At 64.2% G+C, this 24,960-nt stretch carries 26 protein-coding genes; 12 read left to right on the top strand and 14 right to left on the bottom strand.

Annotated features, from left to right (window positions below; translation table 11 throughout):
- Positions 1 to 109 precede the first annotated feature (109 nt).
- The 7 genes from coaA to hisB form a co-directional block, all read right to left on the bottom strand.
- Positions 110 to 1,066 (bottom strand): type I pantothenate kinase, encoded by a 957-nt coding sequence (gene coaA, locus JQ572_RS14870; RefSeq protein ID WP_211383783.1) that lies wholly within the window; start codon positions 1,064 to 1,066, stop codon positions 110 to 112.
- Positions 1,067 to 1,086: 20 nt separating this feature from the next.
- Positions 1,087 to 1,413: a phosphoribosyl-ATP diphosphatase gene (locus JQ572_RS14865; RefSeq protein WP_211383782.1), complete on the bottom strand. Its 327-nt coding sequence runs from the start codon at positions 1,411 to 1,413 to the stop codon at positions 1,087 to 1,089.
- Between the two features lie 94 nt (positions 1,414 to 1,507).
- Positions 1,508 to 2,284: an imidazole glycerol phosphate synthase subunit HisF gene (hisF, locus tag JQ572_RS14860; RefSeq protein WP_129270185.1), complete on the bottom strand. Its 777-nt coding sequence runs from the start codon at positions 2,282 to 2,284 to the stop codon at positions 1,508 to 1,510.
- A 10-nt stretch (positions 2,285 to 2,294) separates the two neighbouring features.
- Positions 2,295 to 3,029: a 1-(5-phosphoribosyl)-5-[(5-phosphoribosylamino)methylideneamino]imidazole-4-carboxamide isomerase gene (hisA, locus tag JQ572_RS14855; protein WP_211383781.1), complete on the bottom strand. Its 735-nt coding sequence runs from the start codon at positions 3,027 to 3,029 to the stop codon at positions 2,295 to 2,297.
- 166 nt (positions 3,030 to 3,195) lie between these two features.
- Positions 3,196 to 3,846 carry an imidazole glycerol phosphate synthase subunit HisH gene (gene hisH, locus JQ572_RS14850; protein ID WP_211383780.1) on the bottom strand — a complete coding sequence of 217 codons (651 nt, stop codon included), beginning with the start codon at positions 3,844 to 3,846 and terminating at the stop codon, positions 3,196 to 3,198.
- Positions 3,843 to 4,373, bottom strand: a complete 531-nt coding sequence (locus tag JQ572_RS14845) for a DUF2628 domain-containing protein (RefSeq protein ID WP_211383779.1) — start codon at positions 4,371 to 4,373, stop codon at positions 3,843 to 3,845. Before JQ572_RS14845 ends, hisH begins: the two co-directional genes overlap by 4 nt.
- A 67-nt stretch (positions 4,374 to 4,440) precedes the next feature.
- On the bottom strand, positions 4,441 to 5,034 hold the full coding sequence (hisB, locus tag JQ572_RS14840) for an imidazoleglycerol-phosphate dehydratase HisB (protein WP_028150158.1): 594 nt from the start codon (positions 5,032 to 5,034) through the stop codon (positions 4,441 to 4,443).
- A 189-nt stretch (positions 5,035 to 5,223) separates the two neighbouring features.
- Between hisB and hslV the strand changes: the two genes are divergently transcribed.
- From hslV to JQ572_RS14820, 4 genes are all read left to right on the top strand, one after another.
- On the top strand, positions 5,224 to 5,784 hold the full coding sequence (hslV, locus tag JQ572_RS14835) for an ATP-dependent protease subunit HslV (protein WP_211383778.1): 561 nt from the start codon (positions 5,224 to 5,226) through the stop codon (positions 5,782 to 5,784).
- A gap of 200 nt (positions 5,785 to 5,984) precedes the next feature.
- Positions 5,985 to 6,608, top strand: coding sequence for a DUF2585 domain-containing protein (locus JQ572_RS14830; RefSeq protein WP_211383777.1), 624 nt, complete (start codon positions 5,985 to 5,987; stop codon positions 6,606 to 6,608).
- A 50-nt stretch (positions 6,609 to 6,658) separates the two neighbouring features.
- Positions 6,659 to 7,963, top strand: a complete 1,305-nt coding sequence (gene hslU, locus JQ572_RS14825) for an ATP-dependent protease ATPase subunit HslU (RefSeq protein WP_211383776.1) — start codon at positions 6,659 to 6,661, stop codon at positions 7,961 to 7,963.
- Between the two features lie 28 nt (positions 7,964 to 7,991).
- Positions 7,992 to 9,116 (top strand): hypothetical protein, encoded by a 1,125-nt coding sequence (locus JQ572_RS14820; protein ID WP_211383775.1) that lies wholly within the window; start codon positions 7,992 to 7,994, stop codon positions 9,114 to 9,116.
- A 64-nt stretch (positions 9,117 to 9,180) separates the two neighbouring features.
- Here the strand turns inward: JQ572_RS14820 and JQ572_RS14815 are convergent, their stop codons facing one another.
- Genes JQ572_RS14815 through JQ572_RS14805 form a run of 3 tightly spaced genes read right to left on the bottom strand, consistent with a single transcriptional unit; the run spans position 9,181 to position 12,024 of the window.
- The gene (locus JQ572_RS14815) at positions 9,181 to 9,771 is read right to left on the bottom strand and encodes a Smr/MutS family protein (protein ID WP_211383774.1); all 591 of its coding nucleotides are present in this window, start codon (positions 9,769 to 9,771) and stop codon (positions 9,181 to 9,183) included.
- Complete coding sequence (gene mltA, locus JQ572_RS14810) at positions 9,768 to 11,351, bottom strand: murein transglycosylase A (protein ID WP_211383773.1); 1,584 nt, start codon at positions 11,349 to 11,351, stop codon at positions 9,768 to 9,770. Before mltA ends, JQ572_RS14815 begins: the two co-directional genes overlap by 4 nt.
- Positions 11,329 to 12,024, bottom strand: a complete 696-nt coding sequence (locus JQ572_RS14805) for a Tim44/TimA family putative adaptor protein (protein ID WP_211383772.1) — start codon at positions 12,022 to 12,024, stop codon at positions 11,329 to 11,331. Before JQ572_RS14805 ends, mltA begins: the two co-directional genes overlap by 23 nt.
- Before the next feature lie 418 nt (positions 12,025 to 12,442).
- On the opposite strand from JQ572_RS14805, the gene secB reads away from it, so the two are divergent.
- A complete protein-coding gene (gene secB, locus JQ572_RS14800) occupies positions 12,443 to 12,925 on the top strand; it encodes a protein-export chaperone SecB (RefSeq protein ID WP_211383771.1) in 483 nt (160 codons plus the stop codon).
- Here secB and dnaQ read toward each other — a convergent pair.
- The 4 genes from dnaQ to JQ572_RS14780 are packed head-to-tail and all read right to left on the bottom strand — an operon-like array spanning position 12,916 to position 15,761.
- Positions 12,916 to 13,638 carry a DNA polymerase III subunit epsilon gene (gene dnaQ / locus JQ572_RS14795; RefSeq protein WP_211383770.1) on the bottom strand — a complete coding sequence of 241 codons (723 nt, stop codon included), beginning with the start codon at positions 13,636 to 13,638 and terminating at the stop codon, positions 12,916 to 12,918. The genes secB and dnaQ overlap by 10 nt on opposite strands.
- 31 nt (positions 13,639 to 13,669) lie before the next feature.
- Complete coding sequence (coaE, locus tag JQ572_RS14790) at positions 13,670 to 14,269, bottom strand: dephospho-CoA kinase (RefSeq protein WP_211383769.1); 600 nt, start codon at positions 14,267 to 14,269, stop codon at positions 13,670 to 13,672.
- A gap of 23 nt (positions 14,270 to 14,292) precedes the next feature.
- Entirely contained in the window at positions 14,293 to 14,901 is a 609-nt protein-coding gene (locus JQ572_RS14785) for a Maf family nucleotide pyrophosphatase (protein WP_211383768.1), read from the bottom strand.
- A 20-nt stretch (positions 14,902 to 14,921) separates the two neighbouring features.
- Positions 14,922 to 15,761, bottom strand: a complete 840-nt coding sequence (locus tag JQ572_RS14780) for a pyruvate, water dikinase regulatory protein (RefSeq protein ID WP_211383767.1) — start codon at positions 15,759 to 15,761, stop codon at positions 14,922 to 14,924.
- Between the two features lie 455 nt (positions 15,762 to 16,216).
- Here JQ572_RS14780 and hemJ point away from each other — a divergent pair, with 455 nt between their 5' ends.
- The 7 genes from hemJ to JQ572_RS14745 all read left to right on the top strand — a co-directional run bounded on the left by hemJ (position 16,217) and on the right by JQ572_RS14745 (position 24,956).
- Entirely contained in the window at positions 16,217 to 16,651 is a 435-nt protein-coding gene (gene hemJ / locus JQ572_RS14775; RefSeq protein ID WP_211383766.1) for a protoporphyrinogen oxidase HemJ, read from the top strand.
- Between the two features lie 250 nt (positions 16,652 to 16,901).
- Entirely contained in the window at positions 16,902 to 18,167 is a 1,266-nt protein-coding gene (gene rho / locus JQ572_RS14770; protein ID WP_166811593.1) for a transcription termination factor Rho, read from the top strand.
- 315 nt (positions 18,168 to 18,482) lie between these two features.
- Entirely contained in the window at positions 18,483 to 19,838 is a 1,356-nt protein-coding gene (gene mnmE, locus JQ572_RS14765; protein ID WP_211383765.1) for a tRNA uridine-5-carboxymethylaminomethyl(34) synthesis GTPase MnmE, read from the top strand.
- Positions 19,839 to 20,370: 532 nt separating this feature from the next.
- Complete coding sequence (gene mnmG / locus JQ572_RS14760) at positions 20,371 to 22,251, top strand: tRNA uridine-5-carboxymethylaminomethyl(34) synthesis enzyme MnmG (RefSeq protein ID WP_211383764.1); 1,881 nt, start codon at positions 20,371 to 20,373, stop codon at positions 22,249 to 22,251.
- 9 nt (positions 22,252 to 22,260) lie between these two features.
- The gene (gene rsmG, locus JQ572_RS14755; RefSeq protein ID WP_211383763.1) at positions 22,261 to 23,037 is read left to right on the top strand and encodes a 16S rRNA (guanine(527)-N(7))-methyltransferase RsmG; all 777 of its coding nucleotides are present in this window, start codon (positions 22,261 to 22,263) and stop codon (positions 23,035 to 23,037) included.
- 30 nt (positions 23,038 to 23,067) lie between these two features.
- Entirely contained in the window at positions 23,068 to 23,934 is an 867-nt protein-coding gene (locus JQ572_RS14750; RefSeq protein ID WP_211383762.1) for a ParA family protein, read from the top strand.
- 137 nt (positions 23,935 to 24,071) lie between these two features.
- Positions 24,072 to 24,956: a ParB/RepB/Spo0J family partition protein gene (locus tag JQ572_RS14745; RefSeq protein ID WP_211383761.1), complete on the top strand. Its 885-nt coding sequence runs from the start codon at positions 24,072 to 24,074 to the stop codon at positions 24,954 to 24,956.
- Positions 24,957 to 24,960 lie beyond the last annotated feature (4 nt).

The raw sequence follows: 24,960 nt of genomic DNA, 5'->3' as shown, positions 1-24,960 counted from the left end.
AATCTCGTACGGTCGGCAAAGCGTGGCGTGCGCACCATTCACGTTCGACAATGCGGATGGATGGTGGGCACGGCGCTTCGCGCCTTTGCCCACCCTGCGACACCGAGCTCTACAGTCGTCGCAGCGCCACGCTCGCCACCGTGTGATCCGCGCCCTTCTTCAGGATCAGTGTCGCGCGGGGGCGGGTCGGCAGGATGTTGTCCTCGAGATTGGCGAGGTTGGTGCGCTCCCAGATCGCGATCGCGGTGGCGGTGGCTTCCTCGTCGGACAACAGCGCATAGCGGTTGAAGTAGGATTTTGGATTGGTGAACGCGGTGTCGCGCAGCGACAGGAAACGCCTGATGTACCACTGCCGCAGCGCGGCCTCTTCGGCGTCGATATAGACCGAGAAATCGAAGAAGTCGGAGACCACGGGCACGGCCTTGCCGTCACGCGGCAGCTTGCCGGTCTGCAGCACGTTGACGCCCTCGACGATCAGGATGTCGGGCTGGTCGATCTCGGCCCACTGGTTCGGTACGATGTCGTAGGTCAGATGCGAATAGACCGGCGCCCGCACGTGGCGGCGGCCGGCCTTGATGTCGGAGAGGAAGCTGAGCAGCAGCGGCAGGTCGTAGCTCTCGGGAAAACCCTTCTTCTGCATGATGCCCTGCCGTTCGAGCACGGCATTGGGATACAGGAATCCGTCGGTGGTGATCAGCTCGACCTTGGGACGCGGCGACCAGCGCGCCAGCAATGCCTGGAGCACGCGTGCCGTGGTGGATTTTCCGACCGCGACCGACCCGGCAACGCCGATGATGTAGGGCATCTTGCGGTCGCGGATGTTGAGGAACTGGCGCTCCGCGTAATACAGGCGCTGCATCGCATCGACATAGATCGACAACAGGCGCGACAGCGGCAGGTAGATGTCCTCGACCTCCTGCAGGTCGAGGCGATCGTGCAGCGAGCGCAGCCGGTCGAACTCGCCGGGCTCCAGCGTCATCGGCGTGTCGTCGCGCAGTCGCGACCACTGCTCGCGCGTGTAGACACGGTACGGATTATACTGCTGCTCGGGTGCGCGGATATCCATGACGCGACTCTCCACCTCGGCTAGTTGCCGCCCTTGCGCGACGCCTTTTCTTCCAACCCAGACATATTGGTCCGCTTGTCCAGTGCGGCCTCGACCTCCTCCAGCTTTACGCCGCGGGCCTTGAGCAACACAAGGAAATGGTACAGCAGGTCGGCGCCTTCAGCGATCAGATGATCGCGATCGTTTTCGACTGCTGCGATGACGGTTTCGACTGCTTCCTCACCGAACTTCTTGGCGCAATGTTCGGCGCCCTTGTCCAGGAGCTTGCGGGTGTACGAGGCCTCGCCGCCGGCCGCCGCCCGGGCGTCGATGGTCTGGGCCAGATCGTGGATCGTGAAACGCGGCATTCAGAATACTCGGAAAACGCGGCCTGACTGATGACCTTGGCGGGTGACAGCCGGTCCCCACCGGCTGATCTAGCATTTTTATCGACGGGAGTCGTCAGGCATCGAGGCGCATGGGCAGCCCGCGCCGGGACATGTGCTCCTTGGCTTCGCGAATGGTGAATTCCCCGAAGTGGAAGATGGAGGCGGCCAGCACCGCGGTGGCGTGGCCGTCGCGGATACCGTCGACCAGGTGATCGAGATTGCCGACGCCGCCCGAGGCGATCACCGGAACGGGAACGCTGTCGGCGATCGCTCGGGTCAGCGGGATGTCGAACCCCTGCCTGGTACCGTCGCGGTCCATCGAGGTGAGCAGGATCTCGCCCGCGCCGAGCGAGACCACTTCCTGGGCGTATTCGATGGCGTCGATCCCGGTCGAGTTGCGGCCACCATGGGTAAAGATCTCCCAGCGCTCTCCGCCACCGGCGCGCTTGACCCGCTTGGCGTCGATCGCGACCACCACGCACTGCTCGCCGAATTTTTCTGCGGCTTCCTTGACGAACTCGCGACGCGACACCGCGGCGCTGTTGATCGAGACCTTGTCGGCGCCCGCACGCAGCAGCGTCTTGATGTCGTTGACCTCACGCACGCCGCCGCCGACGGTGACGGGCATGAAGCAGGCCTCGGCCGTGCGCCGGACCACGTCCAGCATGATGCCGCGGTTCTCATGGGTCGCGGTGATGTCGAGGAAGGTGAGCTCGTCGGCGCCGGCGGCGTCATAGGCGATCGCCGCTTCGACGGGATCGCCGGCATCGCGCAAATCGACGAAGTTGACGCCCTTGACGACCCGGCCGTCCTTGACGTCGAGGCAGGGGATCACGCGCACCTTGAACATCGGATGTCTCCTAGCCGCGCGCGTTGCGGATCAGGGTGAGGGCAGAAGCTGGATCGAGCCGGCCGTCATAGAGCGCGCGGCCAGCGATCGCGCCGGCGAGCTTCTTGGCGCGCGGCGTCAGCATCGCCTTGACGTCCTCGATCGAGGCGAGGCCACCCGAAGCAATCACCGGGATCGAGATGGCGTCGGCCAGCGCGATCGTCGCATCGAGATTCAGGCCCTTGAGCAGGCCGTCGCGCGCGATGTCGGTGAAGATGATGGCGGCAACGCCGGCATCCTCGAAACGCTGCGCGATCTCCAGCACCGTCACCTGCGAGGTCTCGGCCCAGCCTTCGACCGCGACCTTGCCGTCGCGCGCATCGAGCCCGACCGCGACGCGGCCGGGAAACTCTTTCGCGGCAGCCTTCACCAGTTCAGGGTCGCGCACCGCGGCGGTGCCGATGATGACGCGGGTGATGCCCTTTGCGAGCCAGGCTTCCACGGTCTTGAGATCGCGAATGCCGCCGCCGAGCTGCACGGGGATGCTGATCGTCTTCAGCATCGCCTCGACGGCCTGCGCATTCACCGGCTTGCCGGCAAAGGCGCCGTCGAGGTCGACGACGTGGAGATACTCAAAACCCTGCTCGGCAAAGCTCTGCGCCTGCGCCGCGGGATTGAGGTTGAACACGGTCGCGCGCGCCATGTCGCCTTGCTCGAGGCGCACGCACTGGCCATTCTTGAGGTCGATCGCGGGAAAAAGAATCATCTGTCGGCAGCGTCCTTTCCGCGCAGACGGTCTGCTCCCTCCCCCCCTGCGGGGGAGGGTTGGGGAGAGGGGTAGCCACAGGCATGGCCGTTGGGGCTTACCCCCCTCCCGAACGCTGCGCGTTCGACCTCCCCCGCAAGGGGGGAGGTAACAAGAGCAGCTCGCATCACGGTTTCCATCGCAAGAAGTTCGAGATCAGGGCCAGGCCAAAGCGCTGGCTCTTCTCGGGGTGAAACTGCGTGCCGATGGCGGTGTCCTTCGCGACGATCGCGGTAACAGGCCCGCCGTAATCGGCGCGCGCGAGAACGTCCGCCTCGTTGGCGGCGTTGAGGTGGTAGGAGTGCACGAAATAGGCGTGCTGGCCTTTCGGGCCGAGCGACAGCCTCTCCAGCACCGGATGCTCGCGCAGCACGTCGAGCGTGTTCCAGCCCATGTGCGGGATCTTCAGGCTCTCGTCGCGCGGCGTGATCTTCTCGACGTCGCCGCCGATCCAGTTCAGGCCGTCGGTCGTGACATGCTCCTTGCCGCGGCTCGCCATCAGCTGCATACCGACGCAGATGCCGAAGAACGGCCGCGCCTTGACGCGCACCGCTTCGGTGATCGCCTCGACCATGCCGTTGACGGCGTCGAGCCCGCGGCGGCAATCGGCGAAGGCGCCGACGCCCGGCAGCACCAGACGGTCGGCGGAATAGGCCTGGTCCGGATCGCTGGTGACGAAGACCTTTTGCGGATTCTCCATGCTGCGCGCGGCGCGCTCGAACGCTTTCGCGGCGGAATGCAGATTGCCGGAACCGTAATCGATGATGGCGACGCTCATCTTGACCCTCCCGGTTCTGGAAACAATCCAATGATGCCGCCGGCCGGCAGCGGCGGCGGGTTCGAGAATTGCTGACCCGGCGTGTTGCGGGTCGGCGGCGGTCCGCCACGATCGACGGCCCATTGATCGTTGACGATGCCGTGCTGCTTCTGGCTCCAGCGCTCGAAGAAGCGGCGCTCGGCTGTGTCTTCGTCATCCCCGACAACGACATCGAGCTGGCGCCAGCTGCCGCGTGACAGGGTCCAGCGGCGCAGGCTCGACGCTTCAAACCCCATCAGCAGCGCGACGATGATGTCGGCAACGAAGATCGACAAACGGCCGAGTCCGAGGGTGGACAGCCCGGCGTTGAACGCGGCGACGAAGATCACCCAGCCGATCAGCGCCAGCCACAGCCGATTCCACAGCAGCCAGACCGGGCCGAAGATCATTGCCCAGAAATGGAAGCCGTCGCGTACGAAGACGAATTTGTCGGTCGCGCGCAGGTCGGCTCCGGCAGGGGAGGGAGCATGAACTGTGTAGACAGGCATGGTGATGCCCCGTTCTCAAGAATTCAGTGATACCGCAAGCGGCGCGTTTCGCCGCCGGACGGAGATGTCAGCCGCCGAGCGAGCCCTTGGTGGACGGGATCTCGCCCACAGCCTTCGGATCGATCGCGACGGCGGTGCGCAGCGCCCGCGCCAGACCCTTGAAGCAGGATTCGGCGATATGGTGGCTGTTATCGCCATATAGGGTCTCGACGTGGAGAGTCACGCCGGCGTTCATGGCGAAGGCCTGGAACCACTCGCGCACCAGCTCGGTGTCGAACTCACCGATCTTGTCGCGGGGGAAGTCGGCCTTGAACACCAGAAACGGGCGGCCCGAGATGTCGATGACCACGCGCGACAGCGTCTCGTCCATGGGCATGTGCACGCCGGCATAGCGGGTGATGCCCGCCATGTTGCCGAGCGCCTGCTTGACCGCCTGGCCGAGCGCGATGCCGGTGTCCTCGGTGGTATGGTGATGATCAATGTGCAGGTCGCCCACCGCCTTGACCGTGAGGTCGATGCGGGAATGGCGGGCGAGGAGATCGAGCATATGGTCGAAAAAGCCGATGCCGGTCGCGATGTTGGACACGCCGGTGCCATCGAGGTTTACGGTCACCTCGATATCGGTTTCCTTGGTCTTGCGCTTGATCGTCGCGGTGCGCATTGAAAGCTTTCGCTATGGTTTTGGGCCGAAAACGCCGGTCTTTTAACAGCCAAATGACGCCTTCGCTACTGCGGGAACGCCCCGGCAGGGCAGCACTTCCGCCTATGGTGAGCGAAATCTAGGGCCGGAACGGCCCGTTGTGCCCCCGCTCCCGACCCCCTAAATCAGGCCGGACAACGAGGATCATTCATGCAGGACTCCCCAAACAGCTCGCCGGGCTGGCACGGCACCACGATTTTGACGGTCCGCAAGGGCGGCAAGGTCGTGGTCGGCGGCGACGGCCAAGTCTCGATCGGCCAGACCGTGATCAAGCACAACGCCAAGAAGGTCCGGAAACTCGGCAAGGGCGACGTCATCGGCGGCTTTGCCGGCGCCACGGCCGACGCCTTCACGCTCTTTGAGCGGTTGGAATCCAAGCTCGAGCAATATCCCGGGCAATTGACCCGGGCCGCGGTCGAGCTCGCCAAGGACTGGCGCACCGACCGCTATTTGCGGCGGCTGGAGGCCATGATGATCGTGGCCGACAAGGACGTCTCCTTGGTGCTCACAGGCACCGGCGACGTGCTGGAGCCCGAGGCCGGGGTGATGGCGATCGGCTCCGGCGGCAATTACGCCCTGGCCGCCGCTCGCGCCCTGCTCGACACCGACAAGGACGCCGAGACCATCGTCCGCCGCTCCCTCGACATCGCCGCGGATATTTGCGTGTACACCAACCGCAACGTCACCATCGAAGCCCTGGCGGCGGGCTAGAACTGTGACTGAACAGCGGAGCCCGGGATGCGGTGTAACCTCTCCCGCTTGCGGGAGAGGTCGGCGCGAAGCGCCCGGTGAGGGTTTTCTCCTCCGGGGGAATCCCTCTGCGGAGACAGCCCTCTCCCGCAAGCGGGAGAGGGAGCGCAGCATCGCTCTGGTTGCGCATGACGGCCTCTCACTGCAATGATACGCGCCCAATGACCATTGCCGATGGCGCCAAGCAAAGCATACGCACGACGATCCCCCCAACCTACTGGGTCGGTATCGCGCTGTTGCTGCTGGCGCTGCAGGCCTCGATCCTGCTTGCGATGGGCCGGGTGCCGATCTGCACCTGCGGCTACGTCAAGCTGTGGCATGGCGTGGTCAACAGCTCGGAGAATTCGCAGCACATCGCCGACTGGTACAGCTTTTCGCACGTCCTCCACGGCTTCCTGTTCTACGGCCTGACCTGGCTGCTGTTCGCGCGGCTGCCTTTCCTGCCTCTGTCCTGGCCGGCGCGGCTGATCATCGCGATGCTGATCGAGGGTGCCTGGGAGATCGTCGAGAACTCGCCGTTCATCATCGAACGCTACCGCGCCGGCACGATCTCGCTGGATTATTTCGGCGACAGCGTCGTCAATTCGATCTCCGATACGCTGTCCATGATGCTGGGCTTCCTCGCCGCGCGCCTGCTGCCTGTACCGGTGACCGTCCTGCTCGGGCTCGCGTTCGAAATCATGCTGGCGCTGCACATTCGCGACAATCTGACGCTCAACGTCCTGATGCTGATCCATCCGGTCGAGGCCGTGAAACAATGGCAATCCGGACCGCCGATCATCTGACGCAAAAATGCGGCTTGTCCCGGCCCGCATCTGATCCTAGCTAAGGTCCCATGACAGACTTCTCTCCCCGCGAAATCGTTTCCGAACTCGACCGTTTCATCGTCGGCCAGGCCGATGCCAAGCGCGCCGTCTCGATCGCGCTGCGCAACCGCTGGCGGCGGCAGCAGCTCGAAGGTTCCTTGCGCGAGGAGGTGCTGCCGAAGAACATCCTGATGATCGGCCCCACCGGCGTCGGCAAGACCGAGATCGCGCGCCGGCTCGCCAAGCTCGCGAATGCGCCGTTCCTGAAGGTGGAGGCGACGAAATTCACCGAGGTCGGCTATGTCGGCCGCGACGTCGAGCAGATCGTGCGCGATCTCGTCGAGGTCGCGATCGCCCAGGTGCGCGAGCGCAAGCGCAAGGACGTGCAGGCGCGCGCGCAGCTCGCCGCCGAGGAACGCGTGCTCGATGCCCTCGTCGGCGCCAATGCCAGCGCCGCAACCCGCGAATCCTTCCGCAAGAAGCTGCGTGCGGGCGAGCTCAACGACAAGGAAATCGAGATCGAGACGCAAGGCGGCGGCAGCGGCATGCCGATGTTCGAGATCCCCGGCATGCCCGGCGCGCAGATGGGTGCGATCTCGATCGGCGACATCTTCGGCAAGCTCGGCGGCCGCAGCAAGACCCGGCGGCTGACGGTGGACAGCTCGCACGAGATCCTCGTCAACGAGGAATCCGACAAGCTGCTGGACACCGAGCAGCTGACGCTGGAAGCGATTGGCGCGGTCGAGAACAACGGCATCGTGTTCCTGGACGAGATCGACAAGATCTGTGCGCGCGACGGCAGGGTCGGCGGCGACGTCTCGCGCGAGGGCGTGCAGCGCGACCTGCTGCCGCTGATCGAGGGCACCACGGTCTCGACCAAGCACGGCGCGGTGAAGACCGACCACATCCTGTTCATCGCATCCGGCGCCTTCCACGTCGCCAAGCCGTCCGACCTGCTGCCGGAATTACAGGGCCGCCTGCCGATCCGCGTCGAATTGCAGGCGCTGACCCGCGACGACATGCGCCGCATCCTGACCGAGCCCGAGGCCTCGCTGATCAAGCAATATATCGCCTTGATGCAGACCGAGGGCGTCACGCTCGACATCACCGATAGCGCGATCGACGCGCTGGCGGACGTCGCGGTCGCGGTGAATTCGACCGTCGAGAACATCGGCGCGCGGCGGCTGCAGACGGTGATGGAGCGGGTGCTGGACGAGATTTCCTTCACCGCCCCCGACCGCAGCGGCGAGACCGTCAAGGTCGATGCGGAGTTCGTGCAGAAGCACGTCGGCGACCTCGCCAAGAATACGGATTTGAGCCGGTTCATTTTGTAATTCCGGGCGACCGCGCTATGGATGCCGCGTGACCGCACGCATCCTGCAAAACCCCTGGCGCATCCTGCTCGCGATCAACGCGGCGGTGATTGCCGGCGTCTTCATCCACAAGATCCAGCTGCCGCCTTACGTCCCCTACATCCATCTCCTCGTCGACTATCATTTCGGCTTCATCAAGCGCGCGCTGATCGGGGCGATCGTCGCGCTGGTCACCGACAAGGTGCCGGTATGGCTGGTGTTCGCGCTCGGCGGCGCGACGTGGCTGGTAACGCTGGGGCTGTACGCAAAACTGTTCCAGCGGACGTTCGGCTTCACCGCCAGGACGCTGCCGCTGTTCGTCTTCATCGCGGGCTCGCCGTTCTTCCTGAAGAACTTCATGCACACGCTCGGCCATTTCGACATCTATGGCTGCGCGCTGGCAATCATGCTGCTGCTGGTGCCGGCGGGCTCGCTGCTGTTCGTCGCCCTGGCCGCGCTGTTCTCGATCGTCCTCGTGCTGATCCACCACATCCATCTGCTGATGTATGTGCCGACGATCGTCACGATCGTGGTGATCAGGCATTATCTGGCCTGCGGCTGCAGCCGCAGCAACGTTGCATTCGGCATCGCCGCCCTCGCCCTCGTTTCCGCACTGTTTTTCACGGCGCAGTTCTGGGGAACGATGCCGATCCCGGAGGCGGATTTCGTCGCGTATCTGAAGAGCCGGATGGCCGATCCGGCGCGCACCGATCTGCTGCAATTCGCCTACATCTGGTACCAGCCGCTGGCGAAGGAAATCTCAGACACCTGGGGCCGCCTGCCGCACAACATCCTCGGCGTGCCCGTGTTCGCGCTCCTGATCTGGCTGCACACGCCGCTGTGGCGTTATTTTGCGAACCTGATCGCCGCGCTCGCGAGCGAAATGCACCGCCGTCTCGTGGTCGCCGCACTGATCGGCATCAGCCTCGCCTATCTCGTGATGTTCGCGATGGTGTTCGACTATTCGCGCTGGATCTCGAACTGGGCGGTGTGCATGTTCCTGATCCTGCACGCCGTGAAAATGCTGCCGGCCGCGCGCGAGACGCCGCCGATGCCGGCGCAGGACCGGAAGACGAACATCTTCGGCCTGATCATCACACTGATCCCGCGCGTCGGAATCGTCCGGCCGTTTTAGAGCCGCATCGGAAGTGCGCTCCCTCTCCCGCAAGCGGGAGAGGTGAACCGCGCCCGCCTCTAGTCTAATACCGCGCCCGCCTGATCCGGACATAAAGCGCGCCTTCGCCGCCATGGCCGATACCTGCCTCCTCGAACCCGACGACGAAGGCGCGGAATTCCGGCAGGCTCAGCCATTCCGGCACATGGCGGCGCAGCACGCCGCTTTCGCCGCCGCTTCGTCCCTTGCCGGTGATGACGAGCACGAAGGTCAGGCCGTCATGGTGGGCGCGGTGCAGGAAGCCGGTCAGAGCCCGATGGGCGCGCATCTGGGTCATGCCATGCAGGTCGAGCCGCGCCTCGATCTCGCTGCGGCCGCGCGACAGCTTTGTGCGCTCGCGCTTGCCGAGCGGTGCCAGCGGCGGTATCGCGGGCTTCGCTGCGCGCGGCGCCGGGGCAGCGGCGATCGGACGTGGCGATGGCGCAGGCCGCGTGGCGGACGCAGCGGGTGAAGGCTCTGCGCGCGGCGGCGCATGCGCTTTCGCCCCCCGATGCTTCCTCAGCGGCTTGACCTGCTTTGCCACCGTGTCCCACAGCTCGCGCTCCTCCTCGCTCAGCGCGCGGCGGCGCGGCGAGGGACGAGGCTCCAGCACGGGCGGACGGGACGATCGCTTCATTGCTGTCGATGGGGGCGATTCTTGATCGGCCGCCGCGGCTCCTGAACGGGCTCAATCACGGGACGCGGCACTGGCAACGGGACTGGATTGGCGACGGCGACCGTCTCGCCTTTGCCTTGCGCCACGGCTGCGGCCGCAGCCGCAGCCGCAGGCTTGGCCTGATCCTTCGCAGTATCCTTGGCCGGATCGGTTTGCGGAAAAAGTTTTGCAATCTTCTCCGACGGCCGCGGGTCCGGCACCGGGAGCCGCGCGGCGCGTGCCGTCGGATCGAGGCCCTTCGGCACCAGCATCACGAAATGCATGGGATGGCGCAGCCGGCCCGAAACGCGGCCGGCATCCGCGCCGGCACCGAAATAGAGGTCGGCGCGCGCGGGGCCGATGATCGCCGAGCCGGTGTCCTGCGCGATCATCAGGCGATGGAACGGCGTCTTCGACCGTTCTGAATCGATCGGCAACTCGCCCTCGATGAAGAACGGCGTGCCGTAGACGTGGAGCGATTTGTCGACCGCGATCGAACGGCCGGCCGTGAGCGGAATGCCTTGCGCGCCGACCGCCTCGTCCTTGTCGGACAGGTTGACCTCGCGGAAGAAGATGTAGGAGCGGTTCTGGCGCCGCAGCTCCTTGGCGCCGTCCGGGGTCTGCGCCATCCACTCCCTGATCTTCTGCATCGACATCTCTTCCTTCGGAATGATGCCGCGCTCGATCAGGATCCGGCCGACCGCCGTGTAGGGATAGCCGTTATAGGCGTCGTAGTTGAGCCGGACCATGCCGCCGTCCTCGAACTTGATCCGCGCCGAACCCTGGATCTGCGCGAACAGCAGATCGGTCGGGTCCTTCAGCCAGGCAATCTCCAGCCCACGGCCGGCGATCTTGCCGTCCTCGATCTCGGCGCGGTCGTAATAGGGCACGAGCTTGCGGCGGCCGATCTTGCGATAGACCGGGCCCTTGTTCGGCAGGCTGACCGAATCCTGCTTGTAGCCGCGCACGAACAGGTTCGAGGGCCGGCGATAGACCGGGACATTGTAGACATCGGTCTGCGTGCGCGATCCCTCCAGCACCGGCTCGTAATAGCCGGTGACGAAACCGTCGGGCTCGCCGAGCCGGGAGATGCGCAGCGGCGCAAAATTTTCCTCGAAGAACGTCTTGGCCCTGGCGTCGTCGGTGAGCTCGAGCGATTTGGCGGCGCGGCAAGGTTCTCTCAGCGAGGCGCCAAGTGCTTTGGATTCGCCCTTGATTTCGGCCTTGGGTTCGGCCGCGCCATTCTGCGCGTTGATCGAACGGCAGCTCGCGCGAAAGGTCTTGTAGGCGGCAAGATGATCGTCGTCGCTCCAGCCCTTCAAATCGGCCCAGGCCAGCGGCAGGTATTGCGCGCCGGGAATCTCGAACGGCAGGGGGAGCTGCGGATACGGCAACGCCCGCGGCGGCGCGGCAGGCAATGCCGGGAGATGATGGTGATGGCTGCGATAGTGCCGCCGCGCCGCTTCGGCGCCGAGCGAAAACGACGACAGCGCGACGACACCTGCGCAAAGCGCCGTCGCGCTGGTCTTCAGGAAAGCCTTAATTCGCGCTTCCGGTGCCAACCAGCTTCCAGTTCGGATCGCGAGAGGTGACGTCGCGGGCGAAAGTCCAGATGTCGGTAATGTCGGCGACCGTGTCGGCGCTGCCGTCGACGATGTTGCCGGCCTTGTCGCGGGTCGCCGAGATCATCTGCGAGACGAAGCGGATCGTGAGCTGGGCCATGCGATCGCGCAGCTCGGCGCCGACGAGCTCGGCCTTGTCGATCGAGACGAAGCGCGTCTCGGTCTTCTGCTCGTTCTTCTCGCGTTCCTTGATCGCGGCATCGAAGCTTTCATAGACCTCCGACGACAGCAGGTCGCGCAGCGCGCGGCGGTCGCCATTGGCGAAGGCCAGCACGATCATCTCGTAGGCGCCGCGGGCGCCGGAGATGAAATGGCGCGGATCGAAGGTGGAATCCTTGTCGACGATGGCGTCGAGGCCCTGCGCCAGCGTGGTGCCCGGCTCGGTCAGGCCCTTCCAGCGGTCGGAGGGCGGGGTCGGCTCGGCCGTCGGCGCGAGCGGGGCCTGGTCGATGACCTTGCCCGGCATGGTCACGACGTTCTTGTCCTGGGCGCCCTGGAGTGCGTTGCGGTCGAACGGCGGCCGCTCGCTGCCCGTGCGCTGCCCCAGCACGCTGCGCAGCCTCAGAAAGATGAAGACCGCCAGCGCCAGGAAGATGATGGTGTAGATGTCCACGTCGTATTCGCTTTCTGGTCTTCTGTCGAAAGGGGCCGTCTCGAAGGGATCGTTGCCGGGAAAATCAATCCGGCCAGTAGACCGTTCCATACGGAAACGGCAAGTCTACATCACCATTTTAGGTCCGCGCGTCAGGTCCGTGGGATGTAGGCACGAAATCTCGCCCGGCCAATGGCGCCTTTTGGCACAGCCCGAGTGTAGCGCCTTTTATCCTTAAGGGGAAACCCGATCCTGCCCGGAAATAGCGCATCTTCAATCGTTTAAGGCGTAGTGTCGTGGATAGGGCAGGGTGGAACGTCACGGTTGTGGGCGGAGCCTCAATTCCCCGGCCGGGACCGTTCGTCCTTGTGGAATGAGGCGGCCCTATGTTAGCCAACCGCCGCGAAATTCAGCCCAAATCGGGTAAGGAGACACTCTTATGACCAACGGTAACGGCATCCCTCCCGAGTCGGCCCAGGCTCCCCAGCTCAACGTGCTGGCGCAATATACCAAGGACCTCTCGTTCGAAAACCCGAACGCACCCAGCTCGCTCCAGCAGCAGAGCCAGCCGCCCCAGATCAACATCCAGATCAATGTCAGCGCCAACAACCTCAGCGAACAGGAGTTCGAGGTGACGCTGTCGGTCGAGGGCAAGGCCGAGACCGCGGGCAAGATCATGTTCTCGTTCGAGCTCGCTTACGCCGGCGTGTTCCGTATCGCCAACGTGCCGAAGGAGAACCTGCATCCGCTGGTCATGATCGAATGCCCGCGCCTGCTGTTCCCGTTCGCCCGCGAGATCATCGCGACCGCCGTGCGCGACGGCGGGTTCCCGCCCCTGATGCTGGATCCGGTCGACTTCGTCGGTCTCTATCGCCAGAACATGGAGCGGCAAATGGCCGCTCAGCCGAGCGGTCAGGCCTGACCGGCCGTCGGGGCGGCTGGAGCGGGCAGGTACTCGTTCCAGATCGCCTTGTCGCCGAGCGTTGCGATGAAGGCCCGGTGGGCCTCGTGCTCGGCGTCCGAAATCCGTGGCGCAAGCGGCACCAGCCGCTGCCGCCGCGGCGTATCGCCAGCCGCATTGGCGCGGCTCTCTTCCGTTTCCGCAGCCAGCAGCAGCTGCGACTGCCGCGCTCCGACCAGATCGACATAGACTTCCGCGAGCAGCTCGGCGTCGAGCAGCGCACCGTGCTTGGTGCGGCGTGAATTGTCGATCGCATAGCGCGAGCAGAGGTCGTCGAGCCGGTTGGACACGCCGGGATGCTTGCGCCGCGCCAGCAGCAGCGTATCGACCAGCCGCTCCCGCGGGATCGCGGCGCGCTTGATCCGGTCGAGCTCGGCATTGATGAAGCTGATGTCGAACGAGGCGTTGTGGATCACCAGCGGCGCATCGCCGATGAACTCGATGAACTCGTCGACGACCTCATGGAACAGCGGCTTCGTCGCCAGGAATTCGGCCGACAGCCCGTGCACCGCAAAGGCTTCCGCCGGCATGTCCCGTTCGGGATTGATGTAGACGTGGTAGCTCTGCCCCGTCGGCATGCGGTTGAACATCTCGACGCAGCCGATTTCGACCAGGCGATCGCCACGGATGGGATCGAGGCCGGTGGTTTCGGTGTCGAGGACGATTTCGCGCATGATCTTGAGAGGCCGTGTTGAGGGCAGCGAATCAGGCTCGCCGCTGCGGCATCTTAACGACCTCGGCCAGGATGTGCGTGATTTGCGCCCGCACCGGTTCAAGTCCGTGTGACGTATCCACTACGAAATCGGCGCGCTTGCGCTTTTCGGCGTCGGGAGTCTGCTTGGCAATGATCGCGTCGAGCTTCGCCTCGTCCATCGTGCCGCGCGCCAGCACCCGCTCCCGCTGCAGTTCCGGCGAGGTCGACACCACGACCACCGCGTCAACCCGTTTCTCGCCGCCGGTTTCGAACAGCAGCGGTATGTCCAGCACCACGACCGGCGCGTTGGCAGCTTCGGCGTCGGCGAAGAATTTTGTCCGGGACGCGCCGAGCATCGGATGGACGATCTGCTCGAGCTGCTTGATGGCGGCGGGATCGTGCACCACGCGCGCCGACAGCTTTGGCCGGTCAACCTTGCCGTTCACGGTCGTGCCTGGAAAGGCGGCTTCGATCGCGGGGGCCGCTTCGCCCTCATAGAGCTGATGGACGGCGGCATCGGCGTCGTAGACGGGAACGCCGGCCTCCGCGAACAGTTTCGCGGTGGTCGATTTGCCCATCCCGATCGAGCCGGTCAGTCCGAGGATCCGCATCAGCGTCCAGCCATCTCTGTCATTTACACCGCAACTAGCCGCTCGCCTCGCAGGAACGCAAGCAGCGGCAGCAGCGGCAGGCCGAGAATGGTGAAATGGTCGCCGTCGATGCGCTCGAACAGGTGGATGCCGAGGCTTTCGAGCTGATAGGCGCCGACGCTGGTGGTCACGGCATCGCCAGCCGCGTCGAGATAGGCCGAAAGCTCAGCCTCGCTCATCTGCCGCATCGACAGGCGGGCGACCGAGACGTCCTCGAAGATGATCTCGCCATCGCGTGCGATCGCCACGGCGGAATTCAGCTCATGGCTTTTCCCGGCCAGCTCACGCAGTTGGGCCAGCGCCTGGGGACGGCCGGCGGGCTTGTTGAAGAGACGATCGCCGAGCGCCAGTGTCTGATCGGCGCCGATCACATGGCTGCCGGGAAAATGCGCCGAAACGGCTTTGGCCTTTTCGCGCGCCAGCAGCAGGCCTATCTCGCGCGGATTCGAAAGCCCGGAGGCGGCCTGGATGCCGCGCTCGTCGATATCGGCCGTAACAGTCTTGAACTCTAGACCGGCATTGGCCAGCAGCATCTTTCGCGCGCTGCTCTGCGAGGCCAGGATCAACGGAGCTTTGCCGAGCCACAGACTCATCGCGAAAATTATTCCAAAGACTATTCAGTGGGACGGTTGCGCTGGCGATCACTGTAGAGCTTCATGATCGCCGCCGCGGTTTCCTCGATCGAGCGCCGCGTAACGTCCAGCAGCGGCCAATCGTGCTTGGCACTCAGCTTGCGTGCAAAGGCGACTTCCTCGGCGACGGACTGCTTGTCGGTGTAGGTGTCGCTGCTGGAATCGGCGCCCATGGAGAGGAGACGGTTCTGGCGCACCTGGATCAGGCGTTCCGGCGTCGCATGCAGGCTCACCACCAGCGGCCGCGTCAGCGTTTCCAATTGCGAGGGCACCGGAATGCCCGGAACCAGCGGCACATTGGCCGTGCGTATGCCGCGATTGGCGAGATAGATCGATGTCGGCGTCTTCGAGGTACGGGAGACGCCGACCAGCACCACATCGGCATCGTCGAGGCCTTCGACATGCTGGCCGTCGTCGTGAATCATCGTGTAGTTCAGCGCATCGATGCGCTTGAAATATTCCGCGTTGAGCACGTGCTGGGCGCCGACCCGGCCCGTGGTGGCGGCGCCGAGATAGGCCTCGAACAGCTGCATCACCGGCCCGATGATCGACAGGCTCGGAACGTTGATTCCCTTGCACTTGTCCTCGAGCCTGGAAACCAGATCCTTCTCGAGCAGGGTGAACAGCACGATGCCCGGCGCTTCCTCGATCTCGTCGAGCACGCGATCGAGCTGCTTCTGGCTGCGCACCAGCGGGTAGACGTGCTCGACCGGAGTCACATTCGCGTACTGCGCGGCGACGGCGCGTGCGACCGTGATCAGCGTCTCGCCGGTGGAGTCGGAGACGAGGTGCAGGTGGAAATAATTGTTCGAGGTCGGCACAAAATCCCTTTGTATGGAGTCGGTGTGGTCTGTGGATTTCTGTGGACCTTAACCGCTCGGAAAGGGTTGCGCGACACCAGGGGCGGGACAACTGCCAATTTTGTTCACACCGCTGCCCGCCGGAACAAGTCTGGCGCCCTGCCGAGACGGAAGCGGGATTGCGCGGACAACCCCTTTGATAAGCTGCCGATGGAAAGGCGCAAGTCATTGAAGCTGGCCGACTTATCGCAAGTCGCCGCAACTGTCCGGGATATGTTGATGGATGTGAACAAGCGCGCGTGAGCGTGCGGACGGAATTGCATGAGTCCAATCCACCGTCACTAAGACTCAAACCTTAAGAATCTAAGATTCTTAGAAGTAAGAGGGGCGCTACGGATGGACATGTGTGCAGGTAAGACCTTAACGAGGTCTTACTATCCCCAGCGTTCTCTGAGCTGGGCACCGGGACGCGCAAAATGTTTGAAGACGTCTATCTCTGGATCAAGGCGCTGCATGTGATCGCCGTCATCGCCTGGATGGCGGGCATGCTCTATTTGCCGCGGCTGTTCGTTTATCATTGCGAAGCCGAGATCGGCTCGAAGCAGTCGGAAACGTTCAAGGTCATGGAACGCCGGCTGCTCAAGGCGATCATCAACCCCGCCATGATCGTCACCTGGCTCGCCGGGCTGTATCTTGCCTGGTTTGGGCACTGGTTCTCGTTCGGCTGGCTGCACGTAAAACTGGCATTGGTCCTGGCGATGTCCGCGGTCCACGGCTTTTTTTCGCGATGGTGCAAGGATTTCGCGGCCGACCGGCGTCCGCGCAGCCAGAAATTCTATCGGATTATCAATGAGGTGCCGACCGTCCTGATGATTCTCATCGTCGTCATGGTGATCGTGAAGCCGTTCTAGGCAAGGATCGTGAACGATCGCTCAGCGCTTCGGCTTGCGCTGTGAGACGCGATTTTCTATATTGGTGATATCCCACCCAACGCAGGCGGATGTGGTTGTGTCTGAGCTTTTCAGAGGCCGGACACCGCATCAGGTTTGAAGCCTCTCCGGCACTCTCCTTGCCAGACCTGCGGACCTTATCTTCTCACGTCCGCATTTCAGAGCCTCCTCGCACCCCCTCCTCCCCAGGTTACCCCACAGGACCACCCCAATGCGGGAAATCAAACTTCAGGACCTCAAGTCGAAGACGCCGGCCGAGCTCGTCTCGTTCGCGGAAGAGAACGGGGTCGAGAATGCCAGCACCATGCGCAAGCAGGAGCTGCTGTTTGCCATTCTCAAGCAGCTTGCGCTCGCCGAGACCGACATCGTCGGCGAGGGCGTTGTCGAGGTTCTCTCCGACGGCTTCGGCTTCCTCCGCTCGCCCGATGCGAATTATCTGCCGGGCCCGGACGACATCTACGTCTCGCCCTCGCAGATCCGCCGTTTCGGCCTGCGCACCGGCGACACCATCGAGGGCCACATCCGCAGCCCGAAGGAAGGCGAGCGCTATTTCGCGCTGCTGAAGGTCAACACGCTCAATTTCGAGGACCCGGAAAAGGCCAAGCACAAGGTCAATTTCGACAACCTCACGCCGCTGTTTCCAAATCAGCGTTTCCGCATGGAGATCGACGATCCGACGCGAAAAGACCTTTCTGCAAGGGTGATCGACATCGTCGCGCCGATCGGCAAGGGCCAGCGCGCGTTGATCGTTGCGCCGCCGCGCACGGGTAAGACCGTGCTGATGCAGAACATCGCGCATTCGATCACGCACAATCATCCCGAGTGCTATCTGATTGTGCTTCTGATCGACGAGCGTCCGGAAGAAGTCACGGACATGCAGCGTTCGGTGAAGGGCGAGGTAGTGTCATCGACCTTCGACGAGCCGGCGGTGCGCCACGTCCAGGTCGCCGAGATGGTGATCGAGAAGGCCAAGCGCCTGGTCGAGCATGGCCGCGACGTCGTGATCCTGCTGGATTCGATCACGCGCCTCGGCCGTGCCTACAACACCGTGGTGCCGTCATCCGGCAAGGTGCTGACCGGCGGTGTCGACGCCAACGCGCTGCAGCGCCCGAAGCGCTTCTTCGGTGCCGCCCGCAACATCGAGGAGGGCGGCTCGCTGACGATCATCGCGACCGCGCTGGTCGATACCGGTAGCCGCATGGACGAAGTCATCTTCGAAGAATTCAAGGGCACTGGTAACTCGGAACTGATCCTGGACCGCAAGGTCTCGGACAAGCGCACCTTCCCGGCGATCGATATCTCGCGCTCCGGCACCCGCAAGGAAGAGCTCATCACGGATCCGCAGGTGCTCAAGAAGATGTACGTGCTCCGCCGTATCCTCAACCCGATGGGCACGATGGACGCGATCGACTTCCTGCTCGACAAGCTGCGCTCGACCAAGAGCAATTCGGAGTTCTTCGACTCCATGAATACCTGATTGCAGTGCAACATGAGATTGGGGCGCCTTCGGGCGCCCTTTTTGTTTGTGCGGCCCTGTTGCGGCTGAGGCGCAGCAAGGGAAGACGCTTTTCCTTCTCGCCCTTAAGATCTATTAAGTTATTGATATAATTTATAAATACTTGACTTATGCGGGGTCATTTTGATCGGAGCGGAAGCACTTTTTGCAGCAAATTGCTCCTTGATGCTGCATCGCAATATGCGATTTTGCTGCGGCGGATGATGCAGCAAAACTCTGCGATCCGATCGCTGAAACGGATGTTTGCCTTTTCCTCGGCAGCCGGACAAATAGGCCATGCATCCGCGAGACCAGACCATTTTTGCGCTGTCGTCGGGCCGGGCCCCGAGCGCGATCGCCGTGGTGCGCGTCTCCGGGCCGCAGGCCAGTCTGGTGCTGACGACGCTGGCGGGCAAGCCGGCAGCGCCACGGCAGGCCAGCCGCCGGCTGCTTCGTGACGGCGCAGGCCCGCCGATCGACGACGCGGTCGTGCTCTGGTTTCCAGGGCCGGGGAGCGCGACCGGCGAGGACGTCGCCGAATTCCACGTCCATGGCGGCCGCGCGGTGCTGGCCGCACTCCTCGCCGCAATTTCTTCTATTCCGAATACGCGGGCGGCCGAGCCCGGCGAGTTCACGCGGCGTGCCTTCGAGAACGGCAAGCTCGATCTGACCGAGGCCGAGGGCCTCGACGATCTCATTCATGCCGACACCGACCGCCAGCGCCGCCAGGCGCTGCGTCAGTTGCAGGGCCTGCTTGGCAATCGCGCGCGCGACTGGCGCGAGCGCATCATCGAGGCCTCGGCGCTGATCGAGGCTGGCATCGATTTTTCCGACGAGGGCGACGTCCCCGCCGAGTTGATGGCACCGGCCGTGAAAGCGATCGGAGCGCTGCAGGCGGAAATCGCAGAAGTCCTTGCGGCACAGGGACAAGCTGAACGCCTGCGCGACGGACTGGTGGTTGCGATCGCGGGCGAGCCGAACGTCGGCAAGTCGACGCTGATCAACCAGCTCGCGCGCCGCGAGGTCGCGATCGTCTCGCCCCATGCCGGCACGACGCGCGACGTGATCGAAGTGCAGCTCGATCTCGACGGCTACCCCGTCACGGTGATCGACACCGCCGGCATCCGCGAGACCGACGATCCCGTCGAGCAGGAGGGCGTGCGCCGGGCGCGAGCGCGCGCCGAAGACGCCGACCTCGTGCTGTGGCTGGTGGAGGGCGAGCAGCCCGTCGCCCCGGACGCGATGCGGTCGCTGAGAAAATCCGGCGACGGCAATCCCGCGGGTGGTCCGGTCTGGATCGTCCGCAACAAGATCGATCTTGGCGGAGCAAGTGACGCCGGGCCGCACGGCGAGTTCGGGATCTCGGCGTGCCGGGGGGACGGCATCCCCGAGCTGGTTGAGGCGCTGGTCAAGTTCGCGTCCGACTTCTTCGGAATGACCGAGGGCGCATTGGTGACCCGGGTCCGCCAACGCGATCTGCTGCGCCGGGCATCGGACAGCTTGCGCCGGAGTCTGGAGCTTGTTGAAGAGGGCGAAGAGCTCGCCGCCGAAGAGCTGCGCGCTGCGGCCTACGCCCTGGGCCGGCTGCTGGGCCGGGTGGACGTCGAGGACGTTCTCGGGGCGATTTTCCAGAAATTCTGCATCGGAAAGTAGCGCTAGTTCTTCAATGTAGAACTAGCGCTTGTTCCATTGTTTGTGTTTTACGTGAAACAGAGCGGGTTCCGTGCTGTTTCACGTGAAACACCGGTCGCCCGATCACCGCGCTGGAACTGAACGATCGTACGAAAGATCGACTTTGCGACGCCGCGTTGATGGTGATGAGCGTAGATACTGCCGCAACCCGTCGTTGCGAGGAATCCTGCGACCAAGCAATCCAGGCCGCCGCCGTCGAGGGATTCTGGATTTCTTCGCGGCGCTCGCAATGGCGGAACGCGCCGTCCGCTAGCCCTACGGGCAGTCCCATTTTGCCGAGGCAACAAACTTTCAACCACCTATTCCTTAGGCCGCACGAACCTGGTTTCGTTTCACGTGAAACAATAGACATTCCAGGGGGCCTTCTACTGTGCATGGGGTTGTTTTCACGAAGGTCCCTCGGCCAGCCAATGGGAGCCCGTTTCACGTGAAACACCCGCCTCACCCCAGTTTTGACTTCCGGCTTTTCCCCCACTGGGATAGAAGTCCGCCCATGCGAACAGAGCGAGAGAGCTTCGACGTCATCGTGATTGGCGGCGGCCACGCCGGCTGTGAGGCTGCGGCTGCGGCTGCCCGGATAGGCGCGGCGACCGCTCTTGTAACGCACCGTTTCTCGACGGTCGGCGCAATGTCCTGCAATCCCGCCATTGGCGGTCTCGGAAAGGGTCATCTGGTCCGCGAGGTCGATGCGCTCGATGGCCTGATGGGCCGCGTGGGCGATGCCGGCGGCATCCAGTTCCGCGTCCTCAATCGCCGCAAGGGTCCCGCTGTCCGTGGTCCGCGGGCTCAGGCCGATCGCAAGCTCTATGCTGCGGCGATGCAGGCCGCGATCCAGGAGTGCGAGGGTCTATCTGTTATCGAGGGCGAGGCTGACGAGCTGATCGTGGTCGAGGGTCGGGTGACCGGCCTCCGCCTGGCCGATGGCCGAGCGCTTCGGGCCGGGGCAGTTGTCGTCACCACCGGCACTTTCCTGCGCGGTCTGATCCATCTCGGTGAGAAGAACTGGCCGGCCGGCCGGGTCGGCGAAGCGCCGGCGATGGGCCTTTCCGCTTCCTTCGAACGCGCAGGGTTCACCCTTGGACGGCTTAAGACCGGCACGCCGCCGCGGTTGGACGGCACCACGATCGACTGGTCGGCGGTCGAGATGCAGCCCGGCGACGAACCGCCGGAGCCGTTCTCGGTGATGACCGAGCGGATCACGACCCCGCAGATCCAGTGCGGGATCACCCGGACCACGGCCGCGACCCATGAGGTGATCCGGGCCAATGTCCATCGCTCGCCGATGTACTCCGGCCAGATCAAGAGCTCCGGACCGCGCTATTGCCCGTCGATCGAGGACAAGATCGTCCGATTTGGCGACCGCGACGGCCATCAGATCTTCCTGGAGCCGGAAGGGCTCGACGACAGCACGGTCTATCCCAACGGCATCTCGACCTCGCTACCGGAGGAGGTTCAGCTCGCAATCCTCGCCAGCATTCCCGGCCTTGAGCGGGTCAAGATGGTCCGGCCGGGCTATGCCATCGAATACGACCACATCGATCCCCGGGAGCTCGATCCGACCCTCCAGACCAGGCGTCTGCGTGGCCTGTTCCTGGCCGGGCAGATCAACGGCACCACGGGATACGAGGAGGCCGCCGGCCAGGGCATCGTGGCCGGACTGAACGCGGCACTGGCCGCGAGCGGCGCCGCGCTGACGGTGTTCGATCGTGCCGATGGCTATCTCGGGGTGATGATCGACGACCTCGTCACCCGCGGCATCAGCGAGCCCTATCGGATGTTCACCTCGCGCGCCGAGTATCGGCTGACGCTGCGGGCCGACAATGCCGATCAGCGCCTGACCGAGAAGGGCATTGCCTTGGGGTGCGTCGGAGGTGCGCGAACGCAGCATCATCGGGCCAAGATGGATGCCTTGAACGCGGCCAGGGCACTGTCGAAGTCGCTGACTATCACCCCGAACGAGGCGATCAAGCACGGATTGTCCCTGAACCGGGATGGCCAGCGCCGATCGGCGTTCGAGCTGATGGCCTATCCGGACATCGGCTGGACCCAGGTCCGGACGATCTGGCCGGAGCTCTCTCCCATCGATCCCGTCATCGCCACCCATCTCGAGATCGATGCCAAGTACGACGTCTATCTGGAGCGCCAAAGCGCCGACGTCGAAGCCTTCCGGCGCGACGAAGGGATGGTGCTGTCGGAGGTCGACTTCCAGCAGGTCCCCGGTCTTTCCAATGAGGTCCGGGCCAAGCTGGAAAAGGCCCGGCCGTTCACGGTGGGCCAGGCCGGCCGGATCGACGGCATGACGCCGGCGGCACTCGGCATCCTCGCGGCTTATCTCCGGCGTGAGGCACGGAAGACTTCCAAGGCAATCGCATAGGCGTTTCACGTGAAACAGCGCGGACCTGGCGGGGATAAACCGCTATCGCGACGACCCGGGGCGGGCGAGGGCGCCGGTCGTCGGCCGGACCCAGCGCCGGCCAAGCCGAAGATCATCGACAAGGCCAGCGCCAACGATCGGGCACTCGACGCCGTCATCGCCGCGGACAAGCGCGAGGCCTTGAAGCTCGCGCCCGTTTCACATGAAACGGAAGCCCGGCTCGATCGCTACATCGCGCTGCTCCGGGAGTGGCAGGCCAAGACCAATCTGGTTGCGCCTTCGACCCTGCCGCATCTCTGGACCCGGCACATCGCCGACTCGCTTCAGCTTGTGGCTCTCGCACCGTCGGCCAAACGCTGGGCCGACCTCGGCAGCGGGGGTGGCTTTCCCGGCGTCGTGCTCGCCTGCGCCATGGCCGGGACGCCGGGCGCCAGCGTCCACCTCGTCGAGCGAATCACCAAGAAGGCCGCCTTTTTGCGCGAAGCCATCCGCGTCACCACATCTCCGGGAGTCGTACATCTCGCTGAGATCGGGGATAATGTGGATAGAATCACCGGCCCGGTCGATTGCGTCACCGCGCGTGCGCTGGCTCCGCTACATCAACTCATCGGCTTTGCGGAGCCGCTGATGCGCCATGGCGCAAAAGCGTTGTTTCTCAAGGGTCAAGATGTAGAGGCTGAATTGACCGAAGCCGCTAAATATTGGAATATTCAGCCTGAGCTCCACCAAAGCCGCACCGGTGACGGCTGGATCGTGGAGCTGACGTCCGTCGAACGGCGCAGGTGAGACGTTCAGGGGTGGAGTGGGGAATTGGCGATGAGCGTGATTGACGAACCGCAGGAGCAAAACGCCGCGCAAGAGACTGCAGTGGTCCCGCAGGGCCATCCGCGCATCCTCGCGCTGGCGAATCAGAAGGGCGGTGTGGGAAAAACAACCACAGCGATCAACCTCGGCACGGCGCTCGCGGCGATTGGCGAGCGCGTCCTGATCGTCGATCTCGATCCGCAGGGCAACGCCTCGACCGGCCTCGGCATCGATCGCCGCAACCGCTCCTGCTCGACCTACGACGTGCTGATCGGCGAAGCCGCCTTGCGTGAAGCGGTGGTGTCGACCGCGGTGCCGCGCTTGCACATCGCGCCCTCGACCATGGATCTGTCCGGCCTCGAGCTCGAGCTCGGCACCACGCCCGGCCGTGCGTTCAAGCTGCGCGACGCCATCGGCGCGCTCAACAACAACGTCTCGCCGGACGCCGACTACACCTATGTGCTGATCGACTGCCCGCCCTCGCTCAACCTGCTCACGGTGAATGCGATGGCGGCCTCCGACGCGATCCTGGTGCCGCTGCAGTGCGAGTTCTTCGCGCTCGAAGGTCTGTCGCAATTGCTGCAGACGGTGGAGCAGGTGCGCTCGACGCTCAATCCGAACCTGTCGATCCACGGCATCGTTCTGACCATGTTCGACTCGCGCAACAACCTCTCGAACCAGGTCGTTGCCGACGTCCGGCAGTTCATGGGCGAGAAGGTCTACAAGACCATGATCCCGCGCAACGTGCGCATCTCGGAAGCGCCGTCCTACGGCAAGCCGGTCCTGGTCTACGATCTCAAATGCGTCGGCAGCGAAGCCTATTTGCGACTCGCCACCGAAGTGATCCAGCGCGAGCGCGAGCTGCGCGTCACGCATTGACGATACCGCAGGATGGGCAAAGGTGTATTTGCCGTGCCCACCATCCTCCGCACAAAACTGGTGGGCACGCTTCGCTTTGCCCACCCTACGACAATTCAGTTCTGGAGTGCTGCAGCGTGAATCCAAGGGAGCTGGCGATGGCCGATGAAGCGCGTTCGCGACTGGGCCGGGGTCTTGCGAGTCTGATCGGTGACGTCGGCGGCGAAGCCCAGCATGTCGACCGTCCGCGCGCGCAGCGCAAGGTGCCGATCGAATTCATCAAGCCCAATCCGCGCAATCCGCGCCGCGCATTTTCGGAGGCCGAGCTCAGGGAGCTCTCCGACTCCATCAAGCAGCACGGCGTGATCCAGCCGATCGTGGTGCGTCCGGTGAAGGGCGCGCAGGACCGCTTCGAGATCATCGCCGGCGAGCGGCGCTGGCGCGCCTCGCAGATGGCCGGTCTGCATGAAGTGCCGATCGTGCCGGTCGACATCAGCGACAGCGATGCGCTGGAATTCGCGATCGTCGAGAACGTGCAGCGCGAAGACCTCAACCCGATGGAAGAGGCGCTGGGCTATCACGCGCTCGCCAACGAGTTCAAACGCAGCCAGGACGACATCGCAAAGGTCGTCGGCAAGAGCCGCAGCCACATCGCCAACATGATGCGGCTGACCAAGCTGCCGGCCGAGGTGCAGGCCTTGATCACGAGCGGCGAGCTGACTGCCGGTCACGCCCGCGCGCTGATCGGCGTGCCCGATCCGCTCGCAGCCGCCAAGCGCATCGTCGAGGAGGGCCTCAACGTCCGCCAGACCGAAGCGCTGGCGCATGAAGAGGGCGTGCCGGAGCGCAAGCCGCAAAAGGCGCGCGCCGGCGGCAAGGACAAGGATCCCGATACGATCGATCTCGAAAAGCGCGTCAGCGACGCGCTCGGCCTCAAGGTCACCGTCAGTCACCGCGATCCCGGCGGCTCGGTGCAGATCAACTACCGCAACCTCGATCAGCTCGACGAGGTGATGAAGCGGCTCGCGAAGGGCGCGCTTTAGGCCC

The sequence above is a fragment of the Bradyrhizobium sp. SZCCT0153 genome (assembly GCF_018129995.1).
GTDB lineage: Bacteria > Pseudomonadota > Alphaproteobacteria > Rhizobiales > Xanthobacteraceae > Bradyrhizobium > Bradyrhizobium japonicum_G.
This window is presented reverse-complemented; position numbering and strand designations above follow the sequence as displayed.

Bases quoted from the DNA above. Each gene is read 5' to 3' on its own strand.
- coaA (WP_211383783.1), bottom strand. From the start codon at position 1,066: ATGGATATCCGCGCACCCGAGCAGCAGTATAATCCGTACCGTGTCTAC.
- JQ572_RS14865 (WP_211383782.1), bottom strand. From the start codon at position 1,413: ATGCCGCGTTTCACGATCCACGATCTGGCCCAGACCATCGACGCCCGG.
- hisF (WP_129270185.1), bottom strand. From the start codon at position 2,284: ATGTTCAAGGTGCGCGTGATCCCCTGCCTCGACGTCAAGGACGGCCGG.
- hisA (WP_211383781.1), bottom strand. From the start codon at position 3,029: ATGATTCTTTTTCCCGCGATCGACCTCAAGAATGGCCAGTGCGTGCGC.
- hisH (WP_211383780.1), bottom strand. From the start codon at position 3,846: ATGAGCGTCGCCATCATCGATTACGGTTCCGGCAATCTGCATTCCGCC.
- JQ572_RS14845 (WP_211383779.1), bottom strand. From the start codon at position 4,373: ATGCCTGTCTACACAGTTCATGCTCCCTCCCCTGCCGGAGCCGACCTG.
- hisB (WP_028150158.1), bottom strand. From the start codon at position 5,034: ATGCGCACCGCGACGATCAAGCGCAAGACCAAGGAAACCGATATCGAG.
- hslV (WP_211383778.1), top strand. From the start codon at position 5,224: ATGCAGGACTCCCCAAACAGCTCGCCGGGCTGGCACGGCACCACGATT.
- JQ572_RS14830 (WP_211383777.1), top strand. From the start codon at position 5,985: ATGACCATTGCCGATGGCGCCAAGCAAAGCATACGCACGACGATCCCC.
- hslU (WP_211383776.1), top strand. From the start codon at position 6,659: ATGACAGACTTCTCTCCCCGCGAAATCGTTTCCGAACTCGACCGTTTC.
- JQ572_RS14815 (WP_211383774.1), bottom strand. From the start codon at position 9,771: ATGAAGCGATCGTCCCGTCCGCCCGTGCTGGAGCCTCGTCCCTCGCCG.
- secB (WP_211383771.1), top strand. From the start codon at position 12,443: ATGACCAACGGTAACGGCATCCCTCCCGAGTCGGCCCAGGCTCCCCAG.
- dnaQ (WP_211383770.1), bottom strand. From the start codon at position 13,638: ATGCGCGAAATCGTCCTCGACACCGAAACCACCGGCCTCGATCCCATC.
- coaE (WP_211383769.1), bottom strand. From the start codon at position 14,269: ATGCGGATCCTCGGACTGACCGGCTCGATCGGGATGGGCAAATCGACC.
- JQ572_RS14785 (WP_211383768.1), bottom strand. From the start codon at position 14,901: ATGAGTCTGTGGCTCGGCAAAGCTCCGTTGATCCTGGCCTCGCAGAGC.
- hemJ (WP_211383766.1), top strand. From the start codon at position 16,217: ATGTTTGAAGACGTCTATCTCTGGATCAAGGCGCTGCATGTGATCGCC.
- rho (WP_166811593.1), top strand. From the start codon at position 16,902: ATGCGGGAAATCAAACTTCAGGACCTCAAGTCGAAGACGCCGGCCGAG.
- mnmE (WP_211383765.1), top strand. From the start codon at position 18,483: ATGCATCCGCGAGACCAGACCATTTTTGCGCTGTCGTCGGGCCGGGCC.
- mnmG (WP_211383764.1), top strand. From the start codon at position 20,371: ATGCGAACAGAGCGAGAGAGCTTCGACGTCATCGTGATTGGCGGCGGC.
- JQ572_RS14750 (WP_211383762.1), top strand. From the start codon at position 23,068: ATGAGCGTGATTGACGAACCGCAGGAGCAAAACGCCGCGCAAGAGACT.
- JQ572_RS14745 (WP_211383761.1), top strand. From the start codon at position 24,072: ATGGCCGATGAAGCGCGTTCGCGACTGGGCCGGGGTCTTGCGAGTCTG.